The organism is Leisingera sp. S2M4 (assembly GCF_055398055.1).
In genome coordinates this window covers 2483377-2501460 of record NZ_AP040861.1, presented here as the reverse complement: position 1 = coordinate 2501460, position 18084 = coordinate 2483377, and the positions used below count along the sequence as shown (strand labels likewise).

The window sequence follows — 18084 nt, the reverse complement described above, 5'->3', positions numbered from 1 at the left end:
GCCCGCCGTGGGGGCGGGCGGGCGCAGCCCGGGCCGCAAGCGACCCGGGCGGGCAAAGAGGAGATCGTTCAATGACACCTCCCGGACTGATGATCTCGGCACCCTCTTCGGGCACTGGCAAGACCACCGTGATGCTGGGCCTGCTGCGGGCGCTGGCCGAGGACGGCCTCACCGTGCAGCCCTACAAGAGCGGGCCGGATTATATCGACCCCGCCTTTCATCTGGCAGCCGCCAAGCGCCCCAGCTTCAACCTGGACACCTGGGCGATGGACGGCGGGCTGCTGGATGCGGTCACCGGCCAGTCGGCAGGTGCCGAAATCTGCATCGGCGAAGGCTCCATGGGGCTTTACGACGGCGTTGCCACCCGCGGCCAGTCGGGCTTTGGCTCCTCTGCCGAGACCGCCAAGCGCATGGGCTGGCCGGTGGTGCTGGTCGTCGATGTGGGCGGCCAGGCACAGTCCGCTGCGGCCACGGCGCTGGGGTTCAGGAACTACGACCCTGAGCTGCCCTTTGCCGGCGTTATCCTAAACCGCGTCGCCAGCCCGCGGCATGAGCGGCTGACCCGTCTGGGGATGGAAAAGGCGGGCATCAAGGTGCTGGGCTCTCTGCCCCGCCGCGGTGATCTGACCCTGCCGGAGCGGCATCTCGGCCTCATCCAGGCGGTCGAACACCCCGATCTGGAAGCCGCGATCGCAGGCTACGCCGCCTTCCTGCGCGAGCATGTCGATCTGGAAGCAATCAAATCCGCGGCGCTGGCCGGTCAGGCCCCGGCACCCGCCAGCCTGCCCACACCGCCCGCACAGCGCATTGCGCTGGCGCGCGATGCGGCGTTTTCCTTCACCTACCCGCATCTGCTGGAGGGCTGGCGTGCCGCTGGCGCCGAGATCCTGCCGTTCTCGCCCTTGGCGGATGAGGCCCCGGCCCTGGACGCTGACCTGGTCTGGCTGCCCGGAGGCTATCCCGAACTGCACGGCGGGGCGCTGGCAGCGGCAGAGAGCTTCCGCGCGGGCGTTCAGAAACACGCGCAGACCAAGCCGGTGCACGGCGAATGCGGCGGCTACATGGCGCTTGGCGAAGCGCTGATCGACAAGCAGGGCAACCGCCACCAGATGCTGGGCCTGCTGGGGCTGGTGACGTCTTACGAGAAGCGCAAGTTCCACCTCGGCTACCGCCGCGCGGTGCTGCAGGCGGAGATGCCCGGCTTTGCTGCCGGCACCGCCTTGCGCGGACACGAATTCCACTATTCCACCATTCTGGAAGAACCCGACGCGCCGCTGGCCAATGTCATGGACGCCGATGGAAATCCGGTGCCCGAGACCGGATCGGTCAAGGGCAACGTGACCGGCACCTTCTTCCACCTGATCACCGGAGAACGCGCATGAGCGGCTTTGTCAGCTTTGTCTCCTCCGGGCCCGGCGATCCGGAGCTGTTGACCGTGAAAGCCGTCAAGCGGCTGGAGACGGCGGATGCGATCCTGTTCGATGATCTGTCCTCTGGCCCGATCCTGAGCCATGCCCGTGCCGATGCCGACCTGGTGGGCGTGGGCAAACGCGCCGGGCGACCTTCGCCCAAGCAGGACCATGTCAGCCAGCTGCTGGTCGATTATGCCTCCTCCGGGCTGCGGGTGGTACGGCTGAAATCCGGCGACTCGGGCGTCTTCGGCCGCCTCGAGGAAGAAATCACCGCCCTGCGCGAAGCCGGGATCGGGTTTGAGATTGTGCCCGGCGTCACCGCGGCCTCGGCGGCGGCGGCGGCGGCCAATATCCCGCTCACCCGTCGGCTGACCGCGCGGCGGCTGCAGTTCATCACCGGCCATGACGTGACCGGCGGGCTGCCGGACGATCTGAACATGGCGGCGCTGGCCGACCCGCAGGCCACCACCGTGGTCTACATGGGCAAGCGTACCTTCGCCGCGCTGGCGGAAAAGCTGATGGAGGCCGGGCTGCCTGCGGAGACCCACGCGCTGGTGGCGCAGGGCGTCTCCACCCCGGAGCAGAAGCTGTTCTGCCACACAGTCGGTGAACTGCCGCAGGTGCTGCGCGCCATGGAAACCACCGCCCCGGTGCTGATCCTTTATGGGCCGCTGGCAGATCAGGACCTGCCCGGCGTATGAGCGTGCCGACCCTCACCCTGTGCCGCACATGCCGCGATGCGGACCCTGCCCTGCCCGGGCAGGTCGCCGCGGCACTGGAGCGCGCAGGGATCGCGGCCCGCCTGACGCAGGTGGACTGCATGTCCGGTTGCCACAGGCCGCAGACACTGGCGGTGCGCCAATCCGGCAAGACCGCCTATCTGTTCGGTGAAATCTCCGCTGACGATCTGCCGGACGTGCTGACCTTTTTGCACCTGTACGCCCGCAGCGCTGACGGGAATTTCGCCGATGCCCGCCCGCTGGGCAAGCTGCGCTACAAGGCGATTGCCCGCATCCCGGGCTGACCTCGCACCGCCAATCTGCCCCCGCGGCCCGCAGATATGCCGCAGACAACCGGTCAAGGGGCGGTTTCTTCCTTGACCGGAATCGCCCCCGCGAGGCATTACCATTGGATACGGTGTCCAAAGGTGCCCAAGCACCAGGACTGAAACGGGAATGAGGACGGTGGACCAAATCGCGGCACCGCAGCCTCAACCGCCCCCGCGACTGTGAGCGGCGAGCGGCTCTTCGGCATCCACTGGCGCGTAAGACGCCGGGAAGGAGGAGAGCAGCAGCGACCCGCGAGTCAGGAGACCGGCCGTGTGCGAATGAAAACTTACGCCGTCGGGTGTGACGGCAAGGAGACCATCAATGACGACCAAGACGCTCAACGCTTCTGCCGCAGGCACTTCCGTAATCCCGGCCCTGTTTGCCGTGGTTCTCGGGCTGGGGATCCTCACGCTGACCGGCCATGTGCAGGCATCCGCGCTGCATGACGCGGCGCACGATGTACGCCACGCAACCGGCTTCCCCTGCCACTAAGGCCATGTTCAGTCGTATTTTGACCAGCGGCCTGTTCGCTGGCGCTGCAGCAGGGCTGATCACCGCCCTGCTGCAGCTTTATTTCGTGCAGCCTGTTCTGCTCCATGCCGAACTCTACGAGGGCGGTGAACTGGTGCATTTCGGCGCCGAGGCCGTGTCGGCCCATCCCGACCTGCCCGGCCTGTTCGCCGATCCGGTGCGCGACGGGCTGAGCGTCATCTTCACCATGCTCACCTACACCGGCTATGCGCTGGTCATGGTTGCATTGATGTCGGTGGCCGAGCGTCAGGGCCATGCGATCAACGCGCGCAGCGGTTTGCTCTGGGGTGTGGCAGGCTTCGTGACCTTCCACTTCGCGCCCGGCCTGTCGCTGGCCCCCGAGGTGCCCGGCGTCGCGGCCGCGGATGTCGGCCTGCGCCAGATCTGGTGGACCGCCACCGTAGCCACCGCGGGCGTGGCCATGTGGCTGATCGCCTTTGGCGGCAACATGGTCAGCTACCTGATCGCCGCGCTGCTGCTGCTGGCGCCGCATGTCATCGGCGCCCCCGAACCCGAGAGTTTCTCGGGACCGGTGCCGACCGAGATCGGCGCGCTGTTTGCCGCCCGTGCCTTCGGGATCGGAATGGCGGCCTGGGTGCTGCTGGGGGCCTTTGCCGGCCACTTCTGGCAGACCGAAGGCAAGCGCTCGCTCGCAGCGGCCTGACCCGGCTGCCCTCTTGCGCCCCGCCGGAGAAGTCCGGCGGGGACAGTTCTTGTCCGAGGAAGACTTGATGTCCCGTTCTCTCGCTCTCTTTGCCATCGGACTGCTGTTCGGAGGCGGCATCGGCTTTGTCACCGCGGCTGGCAATGGCATCACTTTTGACGGCCACGACCACGGCGACCCGGCACATCACGGCGGTGGCCACGCGGGCGCGATGGCCCATGACCACGCGACGGCGGTCGATCTGCCGTCGGGCCCGGATGCACCCCGAGTTGCCATACGTCTGCACAAGGATCCCATGTCCGGCTGGAACCTGCAGGTGCTGCCGCAGAACTTCCGCTTTGCCCCGCAGAATGCTTCGGCGGAGAATGTTCCCGGTGAAGGCCACGCCCATGTCTACGTGAACGGTGACAAGCTTGCCCGGCTCTATGCAGAGTGGGTTCACCTGCCGTCGCTGCCTGCCGGGGCAGTCGTCAAGGTCTCGCTGAACACCAACAACCACAGCGCGCTGACGGTGGGGGGACAGCCCGTCGAGGCCACGACAACCGTGCCGTCCGACGCTGAGGGCACCTGACCGTCACCCCGCGCTTGCAAGACCAGCGGCACGGCTCCATAGGGGGCGTGTCCACGCATGAAAGGCCCCGCCATGATCGAACTCAGCCTGATCGGTATCGGCACCGGAAACCCGCAGCACATGACCCTGCAGGCAATCGACGCGCTGAACGCGCAGGACCTGATCCTGATCCCCAACAAAGGGGTCGGCAAGGATGATCTGGCCGGGCTGCGGCGCGAAATCTGCCACCAGGCAATCAAGGGCAACGGCCCACGGATCGTCGAGTTCTCCCTGCCGGTGCGGGACGAAACCATCCGCGACTACCGCAAACGGGTCGACGATTGGCACGATGCCATTGCCGAGATCTGGTGGCAGAACATCAGCACGCATCTGCCCGACGGCGGCAAGGCGGGTTTCCTCGTCTGGGGCGATCCTTCGCTCTATGACAGCACCATGCGCATTGCCGGCCGTCTGCAACAGCGCGCTGACCTCAAGCTGACGGTGATCCCGGGCATTACCTCGATCCAGGCCCTGACCGCGGCTCATGCGATCCCTCTCAACGAGATCGGTGCCCCTTTCACCATCACCACCGGGCGCCAGCTGCGCGAACAGGGCTGGCCGGAGAGCGCCGATACGCTGGTGATCATGCTGGACGGAGAATGTTCCTTCCAGTCCATCGCGCCGCAGGGGGTAGAGATCTACTGGACTGCCTATGCGGGAATGGAAAACCAGATTTCCCTGTCCGGACCTCTGAGCGAAATGCGCGATGAGATCATCCGCACCCGCGCGGCGGCCCGGGCCGAGCATGGCTGGATCATGGACATCTACCTGCTGCGCCGCCGCGTGGTCTGAAGACCTGCAAGAGCGGGCGACGGCGTCGATCTCGGCTCAGCCTAGGCTCCCCTCGCGCGCCGCGCGTGTGAGCCTTCCACGGTACTAGCCGCCACTGGATTGCTGAAGCGGCAGATGCGCAGCCTCCGGTTCCGGCAGCCCCGGCGCCTGCTCGTGCAGTTTCTCCACGTCCACCGTGATCCGATACGCCTGACAGGTTTCCCCCGCCACCTCGAACCGCGGCCCGGCGGGGGTCATCACCAGCCCGGCCCGGCGCGTCAGCAAGGCCGCCGATACCGAGGTCAGGCACAGGAAGCTGTCGATGCTACGCTCCTGCGATAGCCGGGCAAAATTCACTCCCAGCGCCTGCCTGACACGCATCCGGTCGCGGCTGCTCAGCTTATCATCCACGAACACCCTGCTGACCTCCCAAATGTTCGGATCTTGCGGGGCGGGATGGTCAAGCACGGTTGTGGGCAATCCCGGAAGCAAGCCCCGCTGCGCATCCCGGAGCATGTAGCTCGCATTCACGCATTGCGCCGTCGTCGGCGTCACCCTGAAACCGCCACGGATGATACCGCCGTCATGAATCGCGCAGTAGATGCTTTCCGGCGTGTCGTACTGGTCAAATTCCAGCCCGCGGGTGTTCGGCAAATCCCAGCCGCGTGCTTCTATGAAATGATGATATCTTGCGCGCAAAAGCGACGTCAGCAGACCGCCGCTTTTGCCCAGATTGTCGAAGGTGATTTCAGTCGACTGCATGGGCTCTGGCCACTCATAGCGCCTATTTGGATAAAAGAATCGAGGTATTTGTCTAAATTTTTAAAAATCATTGTTGAGAAAGGTAAATTTTGGATTAACGCCAGCGCCCAAATTGCGACGGATGCGCCGCGCCGCGGCGCGCGACACGGCTGAGCCCAATCCCCTAAGAGTGGCCGGTCAGGCCGCTTGGGTGTCCCGCCCCGTGGCAACCTTGCGGATTTCCGACAGCAGCACGGATTTCTTGACCGGCTTGGCGATATACCCCGCAGCCCCCAGCGCCAGGTATTGCGCGCGGTCCTCGGGCGCGGCATTGGCCGTGAGCATGATCACGGGCGTGGCGCCGATCCGTCCGCCCCGCCGCGCCATCTCGGTCAGGGTTTCACGTCCATTCATCACCGGCATCTTCATGTCGAGCAGCACAAGATCCACCTGTCTGCTCTCCAGACAGCTCAGCGCTTCGGCCCCATTGGTGGCTTCGATGATCTCGAAATCACCCTTCTTCAGAAAGGCGCTGACCACCATTCTGTTGGAGCGGGTGTCATCCACCAAGAGGATCGACTTCACCCCAAGGTCCAAGGCACTTTCGTCCTGATCCGGCGTCTCCGACTGGCTCTGGTCAATGGCAATCTCGGAGGCTTCCAGCACCCGGACCCGGCAAGTGAAGGTAAAGCAGCTGCCTTCAGCCGGGCAGGACTGAACCGTGATATCGCCGCCCATCATCTGTGCCAGCCGACGCGCGATCGCCAGGCCGAGACCGGTGCCGGGCACGCTCGGGGCGTTCTTGTCCTCGACCCGGTAGAAGTCGGTGAAGAGGTGCGAGAGCTGCTCCGCCGTCATGCCACGGCCAGTGTCGGACACCTCGATCTTGAGCGTCGACTGACCACCGTCCTGCTCGCTACTCACAGCGACAGACACATGGCCCGCTTCGGTGTACTTGATCGCGTTGGACAGAAGATTGCCGACCACCTGACGCAACCGCAGCGCATCGAACTCGGCATAAGCCGGCAGCCCCGGTCCAATGCTGACATCCAGGCGAAGCCCCTTTTCGTCGGCGGAGGTGCGAAACATTTCCACCACGCTCATGATTTCCAGCCGTGGCGCGGCGGCGGCGAGGCTCAACTCGAAATGCCCGGCCTCAACCTTGGCGTGGTCCAGCACATCATCGAGGATGCTGGTCAGCGCCTGCGCCGATTTGCGCAGCAGTGCCGTGCGCTCCCGGCGGGTCTCAGGGTCGACATCCTCTTCTTCGATCAGCTCGGCCATCCCGCAAATTGCGTTCAGGGGGGTGCGGATCTCATGGCTCATGGCCGCCAGGAAGCGGCTCTTTGCGCGGCTCCCGGCCTTGGCATCCCGCAAAGCCCTGCGCAATCGCCCGGTGAGCCGATTGAGCGCCCACATGCTATGCGCCACATAGGCTGCCCCAAGGATCAGGATCACCGCGGCGATCAGTTTTTCCATCGGGCTGGCGAAGGCATTGAGAAAGCTGAAGATCATGTAGCCCACCGCGCAAATGATGGGCACGGCCGTCAGAACGCCAAAAAACATCCAGGCCGATCGGGCGACAACACAATGGTTGAGCGCGATGATCAGCAGCATCACCCCGATCAGCTTGGGAAACGGCTCGGGCTGTACGAACAACAGCAAGGGGATGGCATTGAACACCCACACCCCGATGAACGCAGAGGAGCACAGCAGCAGGATCCCGCCCCAGGTCACCCGATGCTCCAACCATCGGTAGACCATCAGGCCGATGGCTTCGACCAGCACATAGGCAAGATAGACCATCCCGACCATCTGCACCGGCAGGTAATGGAGCGACAGAACCGAGACCAGCGAGATCGACGCAAACCGGGACGGAAGATCCGCGCGCACCAGCTCATTCTGGGCAGCCACCGAACTTTCGAGGTTTGATCGTAGAGTCAGCATGCGCGTCCTCACTGCGTTGCTGGCCGCGCCGCTTCATACCAAGACAACGGGCGCCAAAGAAAAAACACTCTCCACCCGTTCAAAAAGGCGGCCTTTCTTTTTTCATTTGGGATTGAGGCCAAAACAAGGCCCGCAAACAGCTGCCGACGCTCCGACGCCCGTAAAAAAAGGCGCAATCTTAAACAATTGTTATCGAAGTTGGGTTCTGCGACAGCCAGGTCTATCGGCTGGACGCTCCGGATTGCGCTGCAAACAGGGCGGTGTCCGTGCCCTCCGCGTCACGGGCGCGAGCCGTTGGCGACGACGCGAAACGCGCGCCCTTCAATTCCGCTCAATACTCAGCCGTGCGCGGATGCCGGTCGCCCCGGCCTCAAAGCTCAGGGTCCCGCCGTGCATGCTGGCAATGCTGGCGACGATCGTCAGGCCAAGGCCAAACCCCTGAACCGAGTCCGTGTTCGTGCCACGCCGATAGGGCGCAACCAGTTTTTCAAGGTCTTCGGGCAGATAATCCGCACCCTCGTCCTCGACAATGAGCGTGGCCGTGTCGGCATCGGCTTCCAGTTCAACCGTGGCCCGACGGCCATATTTCAACGCGTTGTCGATCAGGTTGGAGAGCGCCCGCTGAAGCGCCACAGGCCGCGCCGTTACGACGACACGGCGTTCCTCAGGCAGCGTGCCTTGCCCCCGCCGCAGCATGAAGACCGAACGCCCGCCCTGCACCTTCTGGGCACCAGACGGGCGGAACGTCACCGGCTGGCCCGTATCGCTGTAATCGGCAACAAGTGCTTCGACCAGCGAGGTCAACGAGATCTGGCGCGGTTCCTCTGAGTCCAGCTCTGTGCGGGTATAGGTCAGCACGCTATCGATGATCCCGGTCATCTGGTCGATATCACGCTCCAGCCGCTGACGCAGATCAGGGTCGTCGATCAGGGCCGCCCGCAGCCGCAGACGGGTCGCCGGGGTGCCCAGATCGTGGCTCACGCCGGACAACACCATCGCGCGTTTCTCAAGCTGCTCGCGCCCGGTTTCCAGATAGTTGTTCACCGCCGCCACGATCGCACGCAGCTCACGCGGTCCCGAGGTTTCGTAACTGTCCGGCCCCCCAAGCCGACGTCGACTGCGCAACAGCGCGGCAAAGCGGTCGAAATGGCTAGTCATGTCCAGGAACACTGTAACCATCACACCCAGGCTGACAACGGCCAGAAGAACCGCAATCAGGCGATAGTCGCTCGGCGCCGCGGCACAGCCCCAGACGGCAGTGCCATCAATGCGTTGCCACGGCTGAGTGTCGACGGAGGCAAACATGACCGGATCACTGCAATGGCTTGCCATGATACGCGTCAAGGCACCAAGGGTGTCCGCCGCACCGGTGTCGTCCCGGAACGAAATCTTTGCCAGCGGATAGCGCAGCTCCGCCGCGACGACCGCCAGTGACAGCGTGTGGGCAGGCTGTTGCGCCGATGCCGCCTGCTGGATGGTGACATTGGTGACCAGCGCAGGTCGTGGCGTGCCACTGATCCGGCTGAAGGCAGCTTCCGCCGCCAACGCCTGATCGGCCGGTGAGAGCGGCGTGATCTCCACCCCCGCGGGCGGGTTGCCCCCAGCGGTCAGCGTCGCAAACAGCGCCTTGCCAGTGTAGTAAGAGCGGGTCAGATGTCGTTCCCATGCAGCGGCGGACTGCATCCACAGCACCGCGCTGGCCAGACCGCAGACAAAGGCTGTCAGGGCGAGGGCAATTCCGAAGAACCGCAGCGAATGCAACGCCTGCTTCATGTCTCCTCGGCGATGACATCGGCAGCAAAAACGTAGCCGACGCCGCGCTCCGTGCGCAGCAGCTGCGGTGATTTCGGCTGTTTCTCGATCTTTGAACGCAGCCGCCCCACCAGCACATCGATGGCCCTGCCACTGGCGCCCATGGCGCTGTCGGACTCCGCCGTGACATCCAGCGCCGTGGCGATCTCCTCGCGCGTCAGGGGGATGCGTGGATTGGCCAGCAGCACCTGCAACAGCGCCGTTTCGCGGCGCGATAACGCCACCTGAAATCCTTCCGGCGAGCGCACCTCGTCATGCTTGGCGTCATAGGTCCACCCCGCAAAACGGAATGTCTTGTTCTGGCGCCGATGGGCCAGCGACGACGACCGATGCGCGCGCGCCAGAACGGCCTTGATGCGGGCCAGCAGCAGCTGCGGGTTGAACGGTTTCGCGATGTAGTCGTCAGCGCCAACCTGGTAGCCTGACATGCGTTGGTGGTCGGCCGACAAGGCAGAGATCATGATGATCGGCACATCCTGTTCGGCACGCAGGCGGGCGCAGATCTCCAGCCCGTTTTCATCCCCCAACATCACGTCAAGAAGGATGAGATCAATGCGCCCGGTTGCCAGATGCCTGCGCACATCGGCCTCTGACGCGGCCGGCAGTGCGATCGACCCGTTCTGTTGCAGAAACTGGGTCAGCATCTGCCGCGTGTCCTGATCGTCATCGACCACAAGAAGCCGAGGAATCGTCATTGAATATATCCCCTCCCTAGTCCCGGAACACGAGGTCCGGGACTGGAACTTATGTAACAGACGGCAACAGAATCAACGCCCTCGTAACAGCCTGTAACAGAACGCGGCATTTTCTCCATGCGCCCAGCAGATTCCGGCGTTGCACGGATTGCATGGCTGGGGCCGCATGCCTCAAGACAGGAGCACTTGATCGACCGGGGCCAAAGATACCCCACCGGATCAACCATTGGGAGGAGACAACTATGAAAACCAAAGTACTCAGCGCCGTGTCCGCTGTGGCCATTCTGTCCGCAACTTTTGCCAGCGCAGAGCCCAGCGCCGAAGTGCTGCACTACTGGACTTCGGGCGGTGAAGCCAAGTCCGTGGCGGTGCTGCAAAAGGAATTCGCCGACAACGGCGGCACCTGGACGGACATGCCGGTGGCCGGCGGTGGCGGTGACGCCGCGATGACCGCGCTGCGCGCCCGCGTGCTGTCCGGCAATGCGCCGACCGCCGTTCAGCTGAAAGGCCCGGCGATCCAGGAATGGTACGAAGAAGGCGTCCTGGCGGATATCTCGGACGTGGCCGAAGCTGAAAATTGGGCCAAGGTTCTGCCTGCCTCCATTGCCGACCACATGAAATGCGAAGGCAATTGGTGCGCGGCCCCGGTCAACGTCCACCGGGTCGACTGGATCTGGGCCAACGCCGATGTGCTGAAAGCCAACGACATCGAAATGCCCACCACCTGGGATGAATTCAACGCCGCTGCCGAAAAATTGCAGGCCGCCGGGGTAATCCCGCTGGCGCACGGTGGGCAGGCCTGGCAGGACGCGACCGTGTTCGAGGCGGTGGCACTTGGCATCCTGGGGCCGGATGGGTTCCGCAAGGCGTTCGTCGAACTGGATGAAGCCACGCTGACCTCGGATGAAATGAAGGCGGTGTTCGACCAGATGCGCAAGATGCGTGGCTATGTCGACGAAAACTTCCCCGGTCGTGACTGGAACCTGGCCACGGCAATGGTGATGAACGGCGAAGCGGCCTTCCAGATCATGGGCGACTGGGCCAAGGGCGAGTTCCTGGCCGCGGGCAAGGCGCCGGGCGAAGACTTCCTCTGCGCCTCGACGCCGGGCGACGGCTTTCTCTACAATGTGGACAGCTTCGCGATGTTCGACGTCGATGGCGACGACAAGAAAGCCGGTCAGCAGCTTCTGGCCAAGCTGATCGTCGGCAAGAACTTCCAGAAGGTGTTCAACCTGAACAAGGGCTCGATCCCGGCCCGTACCGACGTTGCCCTGGACGAATTCGACCAGTGCGCCGACCTGTCGGCCAAGGATATGCAAGCCAGCTCGGACAGCGGCGCGCTGCTGCCCTCCTATGCCCATGGCATGGCCCTGCGCGGCGCACAGGCCGGCGCGATCACCGATGTGGTGACCTCCCACTTCAACTCCGACATGTCGTCGGAGGATGCGGTCCAGCAACTGCTGACAGCAGTTCAGAACAGCATGTAACCTGAAGACGTCCTGACCTGCCCTTCCGGGGCAGGTCATCCCTATGGAGGAAATCCCATGTCCAAGTGGCTCGAAGAGCACTTGCCAAAAGTCGTGCTCGCTCCCTCGTTCATCGCCGTTCTGGTCTTTGTTTACGGGTTCATCATCTGGACAGCCTGGGTATCGTTGACACGATCGAAACTGCTGCCGAAATACGACATCGAAGGCTTCATCCAGTACGACCGCCTGTTTGCCGCGCCACGTTGGGACGTGGCGATGAACAACCTCTTCATCTTCGGCACGCTGTTCATTGCCATTTCGATGGTGCTGGGCCTGATGCTGGCAATCCTGCTGGACCAGAACATCCGCACCGAAGGCGCGATCCGCACGATCTACCTGTATCCGATGGCCCTTTCGATGATCGTCACCGGCACGGCCTGGAAATGGATCCTCAATCCCGGCCTTGGCCTGGAAGCGACGGTACAGGGCTGGGGGTTCGAGTCCTTCACCTTCAACTGGCTCGTCGACCCCGACAAGGCGATCTACACCATTGTCCTCGCCGCCATCTGGCAAAGCTCGGGCTTCGTGATGGCGCTGTTCCTCGCCGGGCTGCGGTCGGTCGACACGGAAATCATCCGCGCCGCCCAGGTCGACGGCATCCCCACCTGGCGCGTCTATACCGCGATCATCATCCCCTCGATGGCGCCGATCTTCCTGTCCGCCTTCATCGTGCTGGCGCATCTCGCGATCAAGAGCTTCGACCTGGTGATCGCGCTGACCGGCGGCGGCCCCGGCTTCGCCACCGACCTGCCCGCCACCTACATGTACGCGATGGCCTTCTCGCGCGGCGACATCGGCCAGGCGGCCAGCTCGGCGATGATCATGATGGGCGTCGTGTTCACCATCGTCGTCCCGTACCTCTACTCCGAACTGAGGGCCAAAAATGACTGATTTCGCAATCGACACCCCCCGCAGCCAAAGCCGCACCCTTCGCATTGGCCTGCGCTGGCTTCTCTATGTCATCCTCGGCCTCTTCGCGCTCTACTACCTGCTGCCGCTGTTCGTGATGATCACAACCTCGCTAAAAAGCCTTGAGGAAATCCGCACCGGCGACCTGATGGCGCTGCCGCGCGAAGTGACCTTTGACGCCTGGCGTACCGCCTGGTCGAAGGCCTGCACCGGCATCCAGTGCAACGGGGTCAAACCCTACTTCTGGAACTCGGTGCTGATCGCGGTGCCCGCCGTCCTGATCTCGACCCTGCTGGGCGCGATGAACGGCTATGTGGTGGCCCACTGGAAATTCAAAGGCGCCAATATCTTCTTTGCGCTGATGCTGTTCGGCTGCTTCATCCCGTTCCAGGTCGTGCTGCTGCCAATGGCCCGCGTGCTGGGGTTCATGGGCATTGCCGGCACCATTCCGGGGCTGATCTTCGTGCATGTGATCTACGGTCTGGGCTTCACCACGCTGTTCTTCCGCAACTACTACGTGACGATCCCGGCCGAGCTGAGCAAGGCCGCCAAGGTCGACGGTGCCGGGTTCTTCCGCATCTTCTGGTCGATCTTCCTGCCGCTGTCGCTGCCGATCATCGTGGTCTCCGTGATCTGGCAGTTCACCCAGATCTGGAACGATTTCCTGTTTGGCGTCTCGTTCAGCCAGTCTGGCACGCAGCCAATCACAGTCGCGCTCAACAACATCGTCAACTCCACCACCGGCGTGAAGGAATACAACGTCGACATGGCCGCCGCCATCATCGCCGCGCTGCCAACGCTTCTCGTCTACGTCGTTGCTGGCAAATACTTCATCCGCGGTCTGACCGCCGGCTCCGTGAAAGGATAAAACCCATGGCACCGATCCTGGATATCAAGAACCTCTACAAGAACTACGGCTCTGTCGAGATCCTCAAGGACATCAACGTCTCGATCGAACAGGGCGACTTCCTGGTCCTTGTCGGACCGTCGGGATGCGGCAAGTCCACGCTGCTGAACTGTATTGCGGGGCTGGAGCCGATCTCGGGCGGCGAGCTGCACATCGCCGGGCGCAACATGACCGATGTCAGCCCCAAGGACCGCGACATCGCAATGGTGTTCCAATCCTATGCGCTCTACCCGACGATGACCGTCGCCAAGAACATCACCTTTGGCATGAAGGTGCGCGGTGTCGATGCGGCGACCCAGCAGGAGAAGCTGCAGAAGGTTGCCCGGCAGCTGCAGATCGAACCGCTGCTGAACCGCCGCCCCGGCCAACTGTCCGGCGGACAGCGGCAGCGGGTAGCGATGGGGCGCGCGCTGGTGCGCGATCCCAAGCTGTTCCTGTTCGACGAGCCGCTCAGCAACCTCGACGCCAAACTCCGGGTCGAGATGCGCACAGAGATCAAGGAGCTGCACCAGCGGCTCGGCGCCTCGATGGTCTATGTCACCCATGACCAGATCGAAGCGATGACCCTGGCCACCAAGATCGTGGTGATGAAAGGCGGCGTGATCCAGCAGATCGGCACCCCGGCCGAGATCTACAACCGCCCGGCCAACCTGTTCGTGGCCGACTTCATGGGCAACCCGGCGATGAACCTGATCCCGGCCAAGGTCAAATCCGACAGCGAGGCCTCGCGCATCGAGATCGCCCGCCGCGATGGGGCACCGATCGTGCTGACCGATAGGCAGAACCGCAACCTGCCGGAAGACGTCATCATCGGCGTGCGCCCCGAGGATATCGCCGAGCCGGGCCATCGCAACGGGTCGGTGACACAAGAAGCCGAATGCATGGTCGATATCGTCGAACCGGCAGGCGCCGACACCTATGTGGTGATGCAGATGGGGGGCAAACATGTCACCGCCCGTTTGCACGCCGAGACCTCGGCCGAACCCGGCAAGGCGCAAAAGCTCGCGTTTGACCTGGGCAAGGTCTCGTATTTTGCACCGGAAACCGGTCAGCGGTTGAACTGACAGAATGCGGTTAGTGGCAGATATCGGCGGAACAAACAGCCGCCTCGCTATTGCGGATGCGGGCCAATTGCGGCCCGGATCCACCCGAAGCTTCCGAAACGAGGATTTCGCGTCGTTTGACGCCGTGGTGAATGCCTTCCTGACGTCGGATGATGGCCCGGCACCGGAGGAATTCGTCGTTGCCGTGGCAGGTCCGGTTGACGGCGATACCGCCCGGCTGACCAACCGGAATTGGGAGATATCAGCCCCCCGCCTGGCCGCCCAGCTGGGCAAGGGCCGGGGCAAGATCATCAATGACCTTGTCGCGCTCGGATACTCGGTGCCGCAGCTGCGGCCCGAGGATATGCTCACCGTTGCCAATGGCACCCCGGAAAACGCCAGCCCCCGCCAGTCCCTCGTTGTTGGGATCGGCACCGGCTTCAATGTCAGCCCGGTCGTTGAGCAGGGTGACACCCTCCTGTGCCTGCGGGCAGAGTTCGGACACACGGCCCTGCCCGCATCCATTGCCAAGGCGATGGATGCGAGACAAGCGGGACTGTCGGAGTCTTTTCCGACGGTCGAACATTGTTTTTCGGGCCGTGGGTTTTCCGAAGTCTGCCGCCGGGTCACAGGCCGCACCGCATCCGCCCCGGAAGCTTTCATGCGCCTCTGCGACGAAGGAGACCCCGAGATCTCCGGCGCGGTAGGCTTCTATGCCGAGTTGATGGGCTGGCTGCACCGAGAGTTGATGCTGACCTATCTGCCGACAAATGGCGTCTATTTTGCCGGCAGCGTCGCCCGTTCGATCCTGACGCGGGCCTTTTGCACCCGGTTCCGGGATATCACCGCACGGGCCTACCCGGTCGCGACCCATGCGACCACACCGGCCTTTGTCATCACGGCCGACACGGCGGCCTTGCACGGTTGCGCCCAGGTGCCGCTCGGCCGGGATTAGCAAGAGCGCGGAAGGCGGGATTTCAACCGCTTACGGCTGCCCGCCTTTCAATCCTGCTCGTGCTTCACGGTGTCGGCCAAAGCGTGCCTCTCGGCCATCGCAGCAGCCCCGTCGTCAGTCGTTGTCCTGTCCGGCGCCCGCCCCTGCCCGACTTTCTTCGGTCGCTGGTGCATAGGTACGCTGCGCAAAGCTCTCGAGAACTTCCATGGTGTCGCGCGTGACGTGGCGACCCGCGCCGGTCCAGACCTGTCCGAGCGCCTGCGCGCCAGCCAGAGACAACGCGACAGAGCTCACCCTGGCCACGCCCAGCGCCGCCTCCTCGCCACGAACTTTCGGGGCGCCGCCTTCAAGACCGAAGCATATGCCACGCCACTCCAAGGTCACGGTCGAGCCGACGGTGCGCGCGGCCTCGGAGGCGAATGGAAGCAGCAGCAATGGCACGGCGACCTCGCCCAGCCGCAACGCCGCCTCCGTCTCCAGGTCCTCGGCGCGATCGCAGATCAATGTCCCGGCCACGATCGGGCAAAGCGGACCACTGCGGGCGTGCCAGATCCCCTCCGATTGCTGCGGCGCGAGATCGCAATAGGGTTTGCCGTCATTCTGGCAGAGCAACTCGGCCAGCAGCTGCGGTCCGGGAAACCCGTTGGCGCTGAGCCAGCGCACCGCCTTGCCGGTCTCTTCGGCCAGCCCCCAGCTCATGCCGCCGCCCCGCGCCGCCTTGCGGGCGAGCGCCTCGATTTCATTCAGCGAGCAGATCACGCGGGTACCTCCGAAAGGGCAGGATACGTCCACCCGGCGAACTCCATCTCGGCCAGCTCGTGCGGGAAAGGCGCATTGCGGAACATGTTGATGCGCACCCACCGGTCGGAGCGCGGATCGAAATGGCAGGCACCGAAGAACGACAGCTTCGCCCGCAAAAGATCGATGGGCAGCACGTCGGCGGCGACGGTGTTGTCGCGGATCTCGGCATAGGGATGGCGGGCCGCGATCTGCACCCGCCGCAGGATATGGCGGTGCTCCGGGTGGCGCAGCAGGAAATCCGCGACGCGGGTTGCGTCGGCTTCGCTCTTCAGCGCCTCGTACAGCAGCGCCGCGTCGCGGCCCGGGGCCAAGGGTTGTTCATAGGCCGCAACCGGCTCGGAATACCGGTCGCCCAGACGCGGCTCGAGTTTCTCCGCCGAGATGTACCAGGTGCGCGCCTGCGCTTCGGGGCTCTGCCAGTCGATCCCCAGCGCCCAAGCGTAGTCCTCCTCGAGAATGCTGCGCAAGCGTGCCACGGTCATACCGCCTTCGATGCGAAATCCGGCGTTCTCGTCCGCACTCATCTGCATTGGCAGATCGTCGATCAGCGCACCATAGGGTTCCATCATCAGCGACACGAGGAGCTCCTGCCCTTCAATGCTCAGCGCGGTCTCGGCCCACTGGTACAGGCGATCCCACGGATATGCCTCCACCAGCGCGCCTCCTTCGACATGGCCGTTCAGCCGGGCCAGATCGGTCTTCAGCTCTGCGATCCTGCCGCTTTGGATCGGGTGTTCGGACTGCCACTCGTCAATGGTACGGCGCCCCCGGCGCAGGAAGGTGCGGAAGGCCTCGATCTCGTCGGAGGTGGCAGCCGCCACCCCGCGGACCCGCGCCAGCCCGGTTTCCCGCGCCGCGATCCAGTTGTTGAGCAGGATCGGATGGTTGAGCAGGAACGGCGCCATGCCAAGCCCGGTGGAGTTGCCGATGCCGAAACGGCGGCGCAGCTTTGGCTCCAGCGTCACCGCACGCCCGCCACCTTTGACGACGGCGAGATGTTCCACGAGGTCGAGCACGAACCCCCGGATCAGAAACACGGTCAGCATCTCGGCCTGAAACGGTGCCGCGAACTCGGGACGGTCGCAGATGCTTTCCCGGTCTGCCGCGCCGAGCTTGCCCGAGCCGTAAACCGCGGTGGTGCGCATCAAGTAGCCGACGGCATCAACCAGCGCGGTGTCGGGCTGTTCGCCGCGGCTCAGGCAGTCCACCACATGGTCAAACATCCGCACCGATCTGTTGGCCCGCGACACGGTCAGTTCGCTGGAGGTGACACGCCCGGCTTCCTGCAGGGGTACATTGCGCGACAGCCGCTCGATATCCGCCGCGGTGGGCAGCCCGTCGAACAGGGTGAACGTCGTATCCCACGCGGTGGCGATGACCCGATCCGACCGTTGCTCGGGGGCGAGATCATGGGCAAAGGCCACGAGGCTGTAGCTACGCTCTGGTCCGTGCATGGTGTAGACCGCGTGCCCCACACCATTGGCGTCGATCTCAAAGGCGCGACGTTCAAAGCGCCAGTTCTCGGATTTCAAACGCCGCAGCAGCACCCGCATGAAGGACAGCCGCGACTGGTGGAACGACCCCATCCGTGCCAGGCGCATCACCGTCTCCGGGCGGCGCAGCGCGACGCGATCTGGGCTCAGCTGGTCAAGTTTCATCACACGCCTCCTCTGTTGCATGTTACCACGTATCGGTGCGGGCGACCCGTCTT

The 18084-nt window shown here is 64.0% G+C and carries 18 protein-coding genes and 1 riboswitch; of the genes, 12 read left to right on the top strand and 6 right to left on the bottom strand.

Annotated features, from left to right (window positions below):
- Positions 1 to 71 precede the first annotated feature (71 nt).
- From ACZ52D_RS12110 to cobF, 7 genes are all read left to right on the top strand, one after another.
- Positions 72 to 1382, top strand: a complete 1311-nt coding sequence (locus tag ACZ52D_RS12110) for a cobyrinate a,c-diamide synthase (protein WP_464441472.1) — start codon at positions 72 to 74, stop codon at positions 1380 to 1382.
- On the top strand, positions 1379 to 2113 hold the full coding sequence (cobA, locus tag ACZ52D_RS12105) for a uroporphyrinogen-III C-methyltransferase (protein ID WP_464441471.1): 735 nt from the start codon (positions 1379 to 1381) through the stop codon (positions 2111 to 2113). Before ACZ52D_RS12110 ends, cobA begins: the two co-directional genes overlap by 4 nt.
- Positions 2110 to 2436: a DUF1636 family protein gene (locus ACZ52D_RS12100; RefSeq protein WP_464441470.1), complete on the top strand. Its 327-nt coding sequence runs from the start codon at positions 2110 to 2112 to the stop codon at positions 2434 to 2436. Before cobA ends, ACZ52D_RS12100 begins: the two co-directional genes overlap by 4 nt.
- 94 nt (positions 2437 to 2530) lie before the next feature.
- Positions 2531 to 2749: riboswitch (cobalamin riboswitch) on the top strand.
- Positions 2750 to 2782: 33 nt separating this feature from the next.
- A complete protein-coding gene (locus tag ACZ52D_RS12095) occupies positions 2783 to 2953 on the top strand; it encodes a CbtB domain-containing protein (RefSeq protein WP_222455744.1) in 171 nt (56 codons plus the stop codon).
- 4 nt (positions 2954 to 2957) lie between these two features.
- Positions 2958 to 3656, top strand: a complete 699-nt coding sequence (locus ACZ52D_RS12090; RefSeq protein WP_417474792.1) for a CbtA family protein — start codon at positions 2958 to 2960, stop codon at positions 3654 to 3656.
- A 67-nt stretch (positions 3657 to 3723) separates the two neighbouring features.
- Entirely contained in the window at positions 3724 to 4227 is a 504-nt protein-coding gene (locus ACZ52D_RS12085) for a hypothetical protein (RefSeq protein WP_464441469.1), read from the top strand.
- Positions 4228 to 4299: 72 nt separating this feature from the next.
- Positions 4300 to 5058, top strand: a complete 759-nt coding sequence (gene cobF / locus ACZ52D_RS12080) for a precorrin-6A synthase (deacetylating) (RefSeq protein ID WP_464443136.1) — start codon at positions 4300 to 4302, stop codon at positions 5056 to 5058.
- Between the two features lie 84 nt (positions 5059 to 5142).
- Here cobF and ACZ52D_RS12075 read toward each other — a convergent pair whose 3' ends face one another.
- From ACZ52D_RS12075 to ACZ52D_RS12060, 4 genes are all read right to left on the bottom strand, one after another.
- On the bottom strand, positions 5143 to 5799 hold the full coding sequence (locus tag ACZ52D_RS12075; RefSeq protein WP_464441468.1) for an acyl-homoserine-lactone synthase: 657 nt from the start codon (positions 5797 to 5799) through the stop codon (positions 5143 to 5145).
- A 177-nt stretch (positions 5800 to 5976) separates the two neighbouring features.
- A complete protein-coding gene (locus tag ACZ52D_RS12070) occupies positions 5977 to 7725 on the bottom strand; it encodes an ATP-binding protein (protein WP_464441467.1) in 1749 nt (582 codons plus the stop codon).
- A 321-nt stretch (positions 7726 to 8046) separates the two neighbouring features.
- Positions 8047 to 9498, bottom strand: coding sequence for a sensor histidine kinase (locus ACZ52D_RS12065; RefSeq protein WP_464441466.1), 1452 nt, complete (start codon positions 9496 to 9498; stop codon positions 8047 to 8049).
- A complete protein-coding gene (locus ACZ52D_RS12060) occupies positions 9495 to 10232 on the bottom strand; it encodes a response regulator transcription factor (protein WP_222455737.1) in 738 nt (245 codons plus the stop codon). Before ACZ52D_RS12060 ends, ACZ52D_RS12065 begins: the two co-directional genes overlap by 4 nt.
- 242 nt (positions 10233 to 10474) lie before the next feature.
- Here ACZ52D_RS12060 and ACZ52D_RS12055 point away from each other — a divergent pair, with 242 nt between their 5' ends.
- Genes ACZ52D_RS12055 through ACZ52D_RS12035 form a run of 5 tightly spaced genes read left to right on the top strand, consistent with a single transcriptional unit; the run spans position 10475 to position 15572 of the window.
- Positions 10475 to 11719, top strand: coding sequence for an ABC transporter substrate-binding protein (locus tag ACZ52D_RS12055; RefSeq protein ID WP_222455736.1), 1245 nt, complete (start codon positions 10475 to 10477; stop codon positions 11717 to 11719).
- Between the two features lie 57 nt (positions 11720 to 11776).
- A complete protein-coding gene (locus ACZ52D_RS12050) occupies positions 11777 to 12649 on the top strand; it encodes a carbohydrate ABC transporter permease (protein WP_464441465.1) in 873 nt (290 codons plus the stop codon).
- Positions 12642 to 13535, top strand: a complete 894-nt coding sequence (locus tag ACZ52D_RS12045; protein ID WP_222455734.1) for a carbohydrate ABC transporter permease — start codon at positions 12642 to 12644, stop codon at positions 13533 to 13535. The genes ACZ52D_RS12050 and ACZ52D_RS12045 overlap by 8 nt, the downstream gene beginning before the upstream one ends.
- A 5-nt stretch (positions 13536 to 13540) precedes the next feature.
- Complete coding sequence (locus tag ACZ52D_RS12040) at positions 13541 to 14638, top strand: ABC transporter ATP-binding protein (protein WP_464441464.1); 1098 nt, start codon at positions 13541 to 13543, stop codon at positions 14636 to 14638.
- Positions 14639 to 14642: 4 nt separating this feature from the next.
- Positions 14643 to 15572: a glucokinase gene (locus ACZ52D_RS12035; protein WP_464441463.1), complete on the top strand. Its 930-nt coding sequence runs from the start codon at positions 14643 to 14645 to the stop codon at positions 15570 to 15572.
- Positions 15573 to 15686: 114 nt separating this feature from the next.
- Here ACZ52D_RS12035 and ACZ52D_RS12030 read toward each other — a convergent pair whose 3' ends face one another.
- Positions 15687 to 16331, bottom strand: coding sequence for a DUF3726 domain-containing protein (locus ACZ52D_RS12030; RefSeq protein ID WP_464441462.1), 645 nt, complete (start codon positions 16329 to 16331; stop codon positions 15687 to 15689).
- Positions 16328 to 18031, bottom strand: coding sequence for a hypothetical protein (locus tag ACZ52D_RS12025; protein WP_464441461.1), 1704 nt, complete (start codon positions 18029 to 18031; stop codon positions 16328 to 16330). The genes ACZ52D_RS12030 and ACZ52D_RS12025 overlap by 4 nt, the downstream gene beginning before the upstream one ends.
- Positions 18032 to 18084 lie beyond the last annotated feature (53 nt).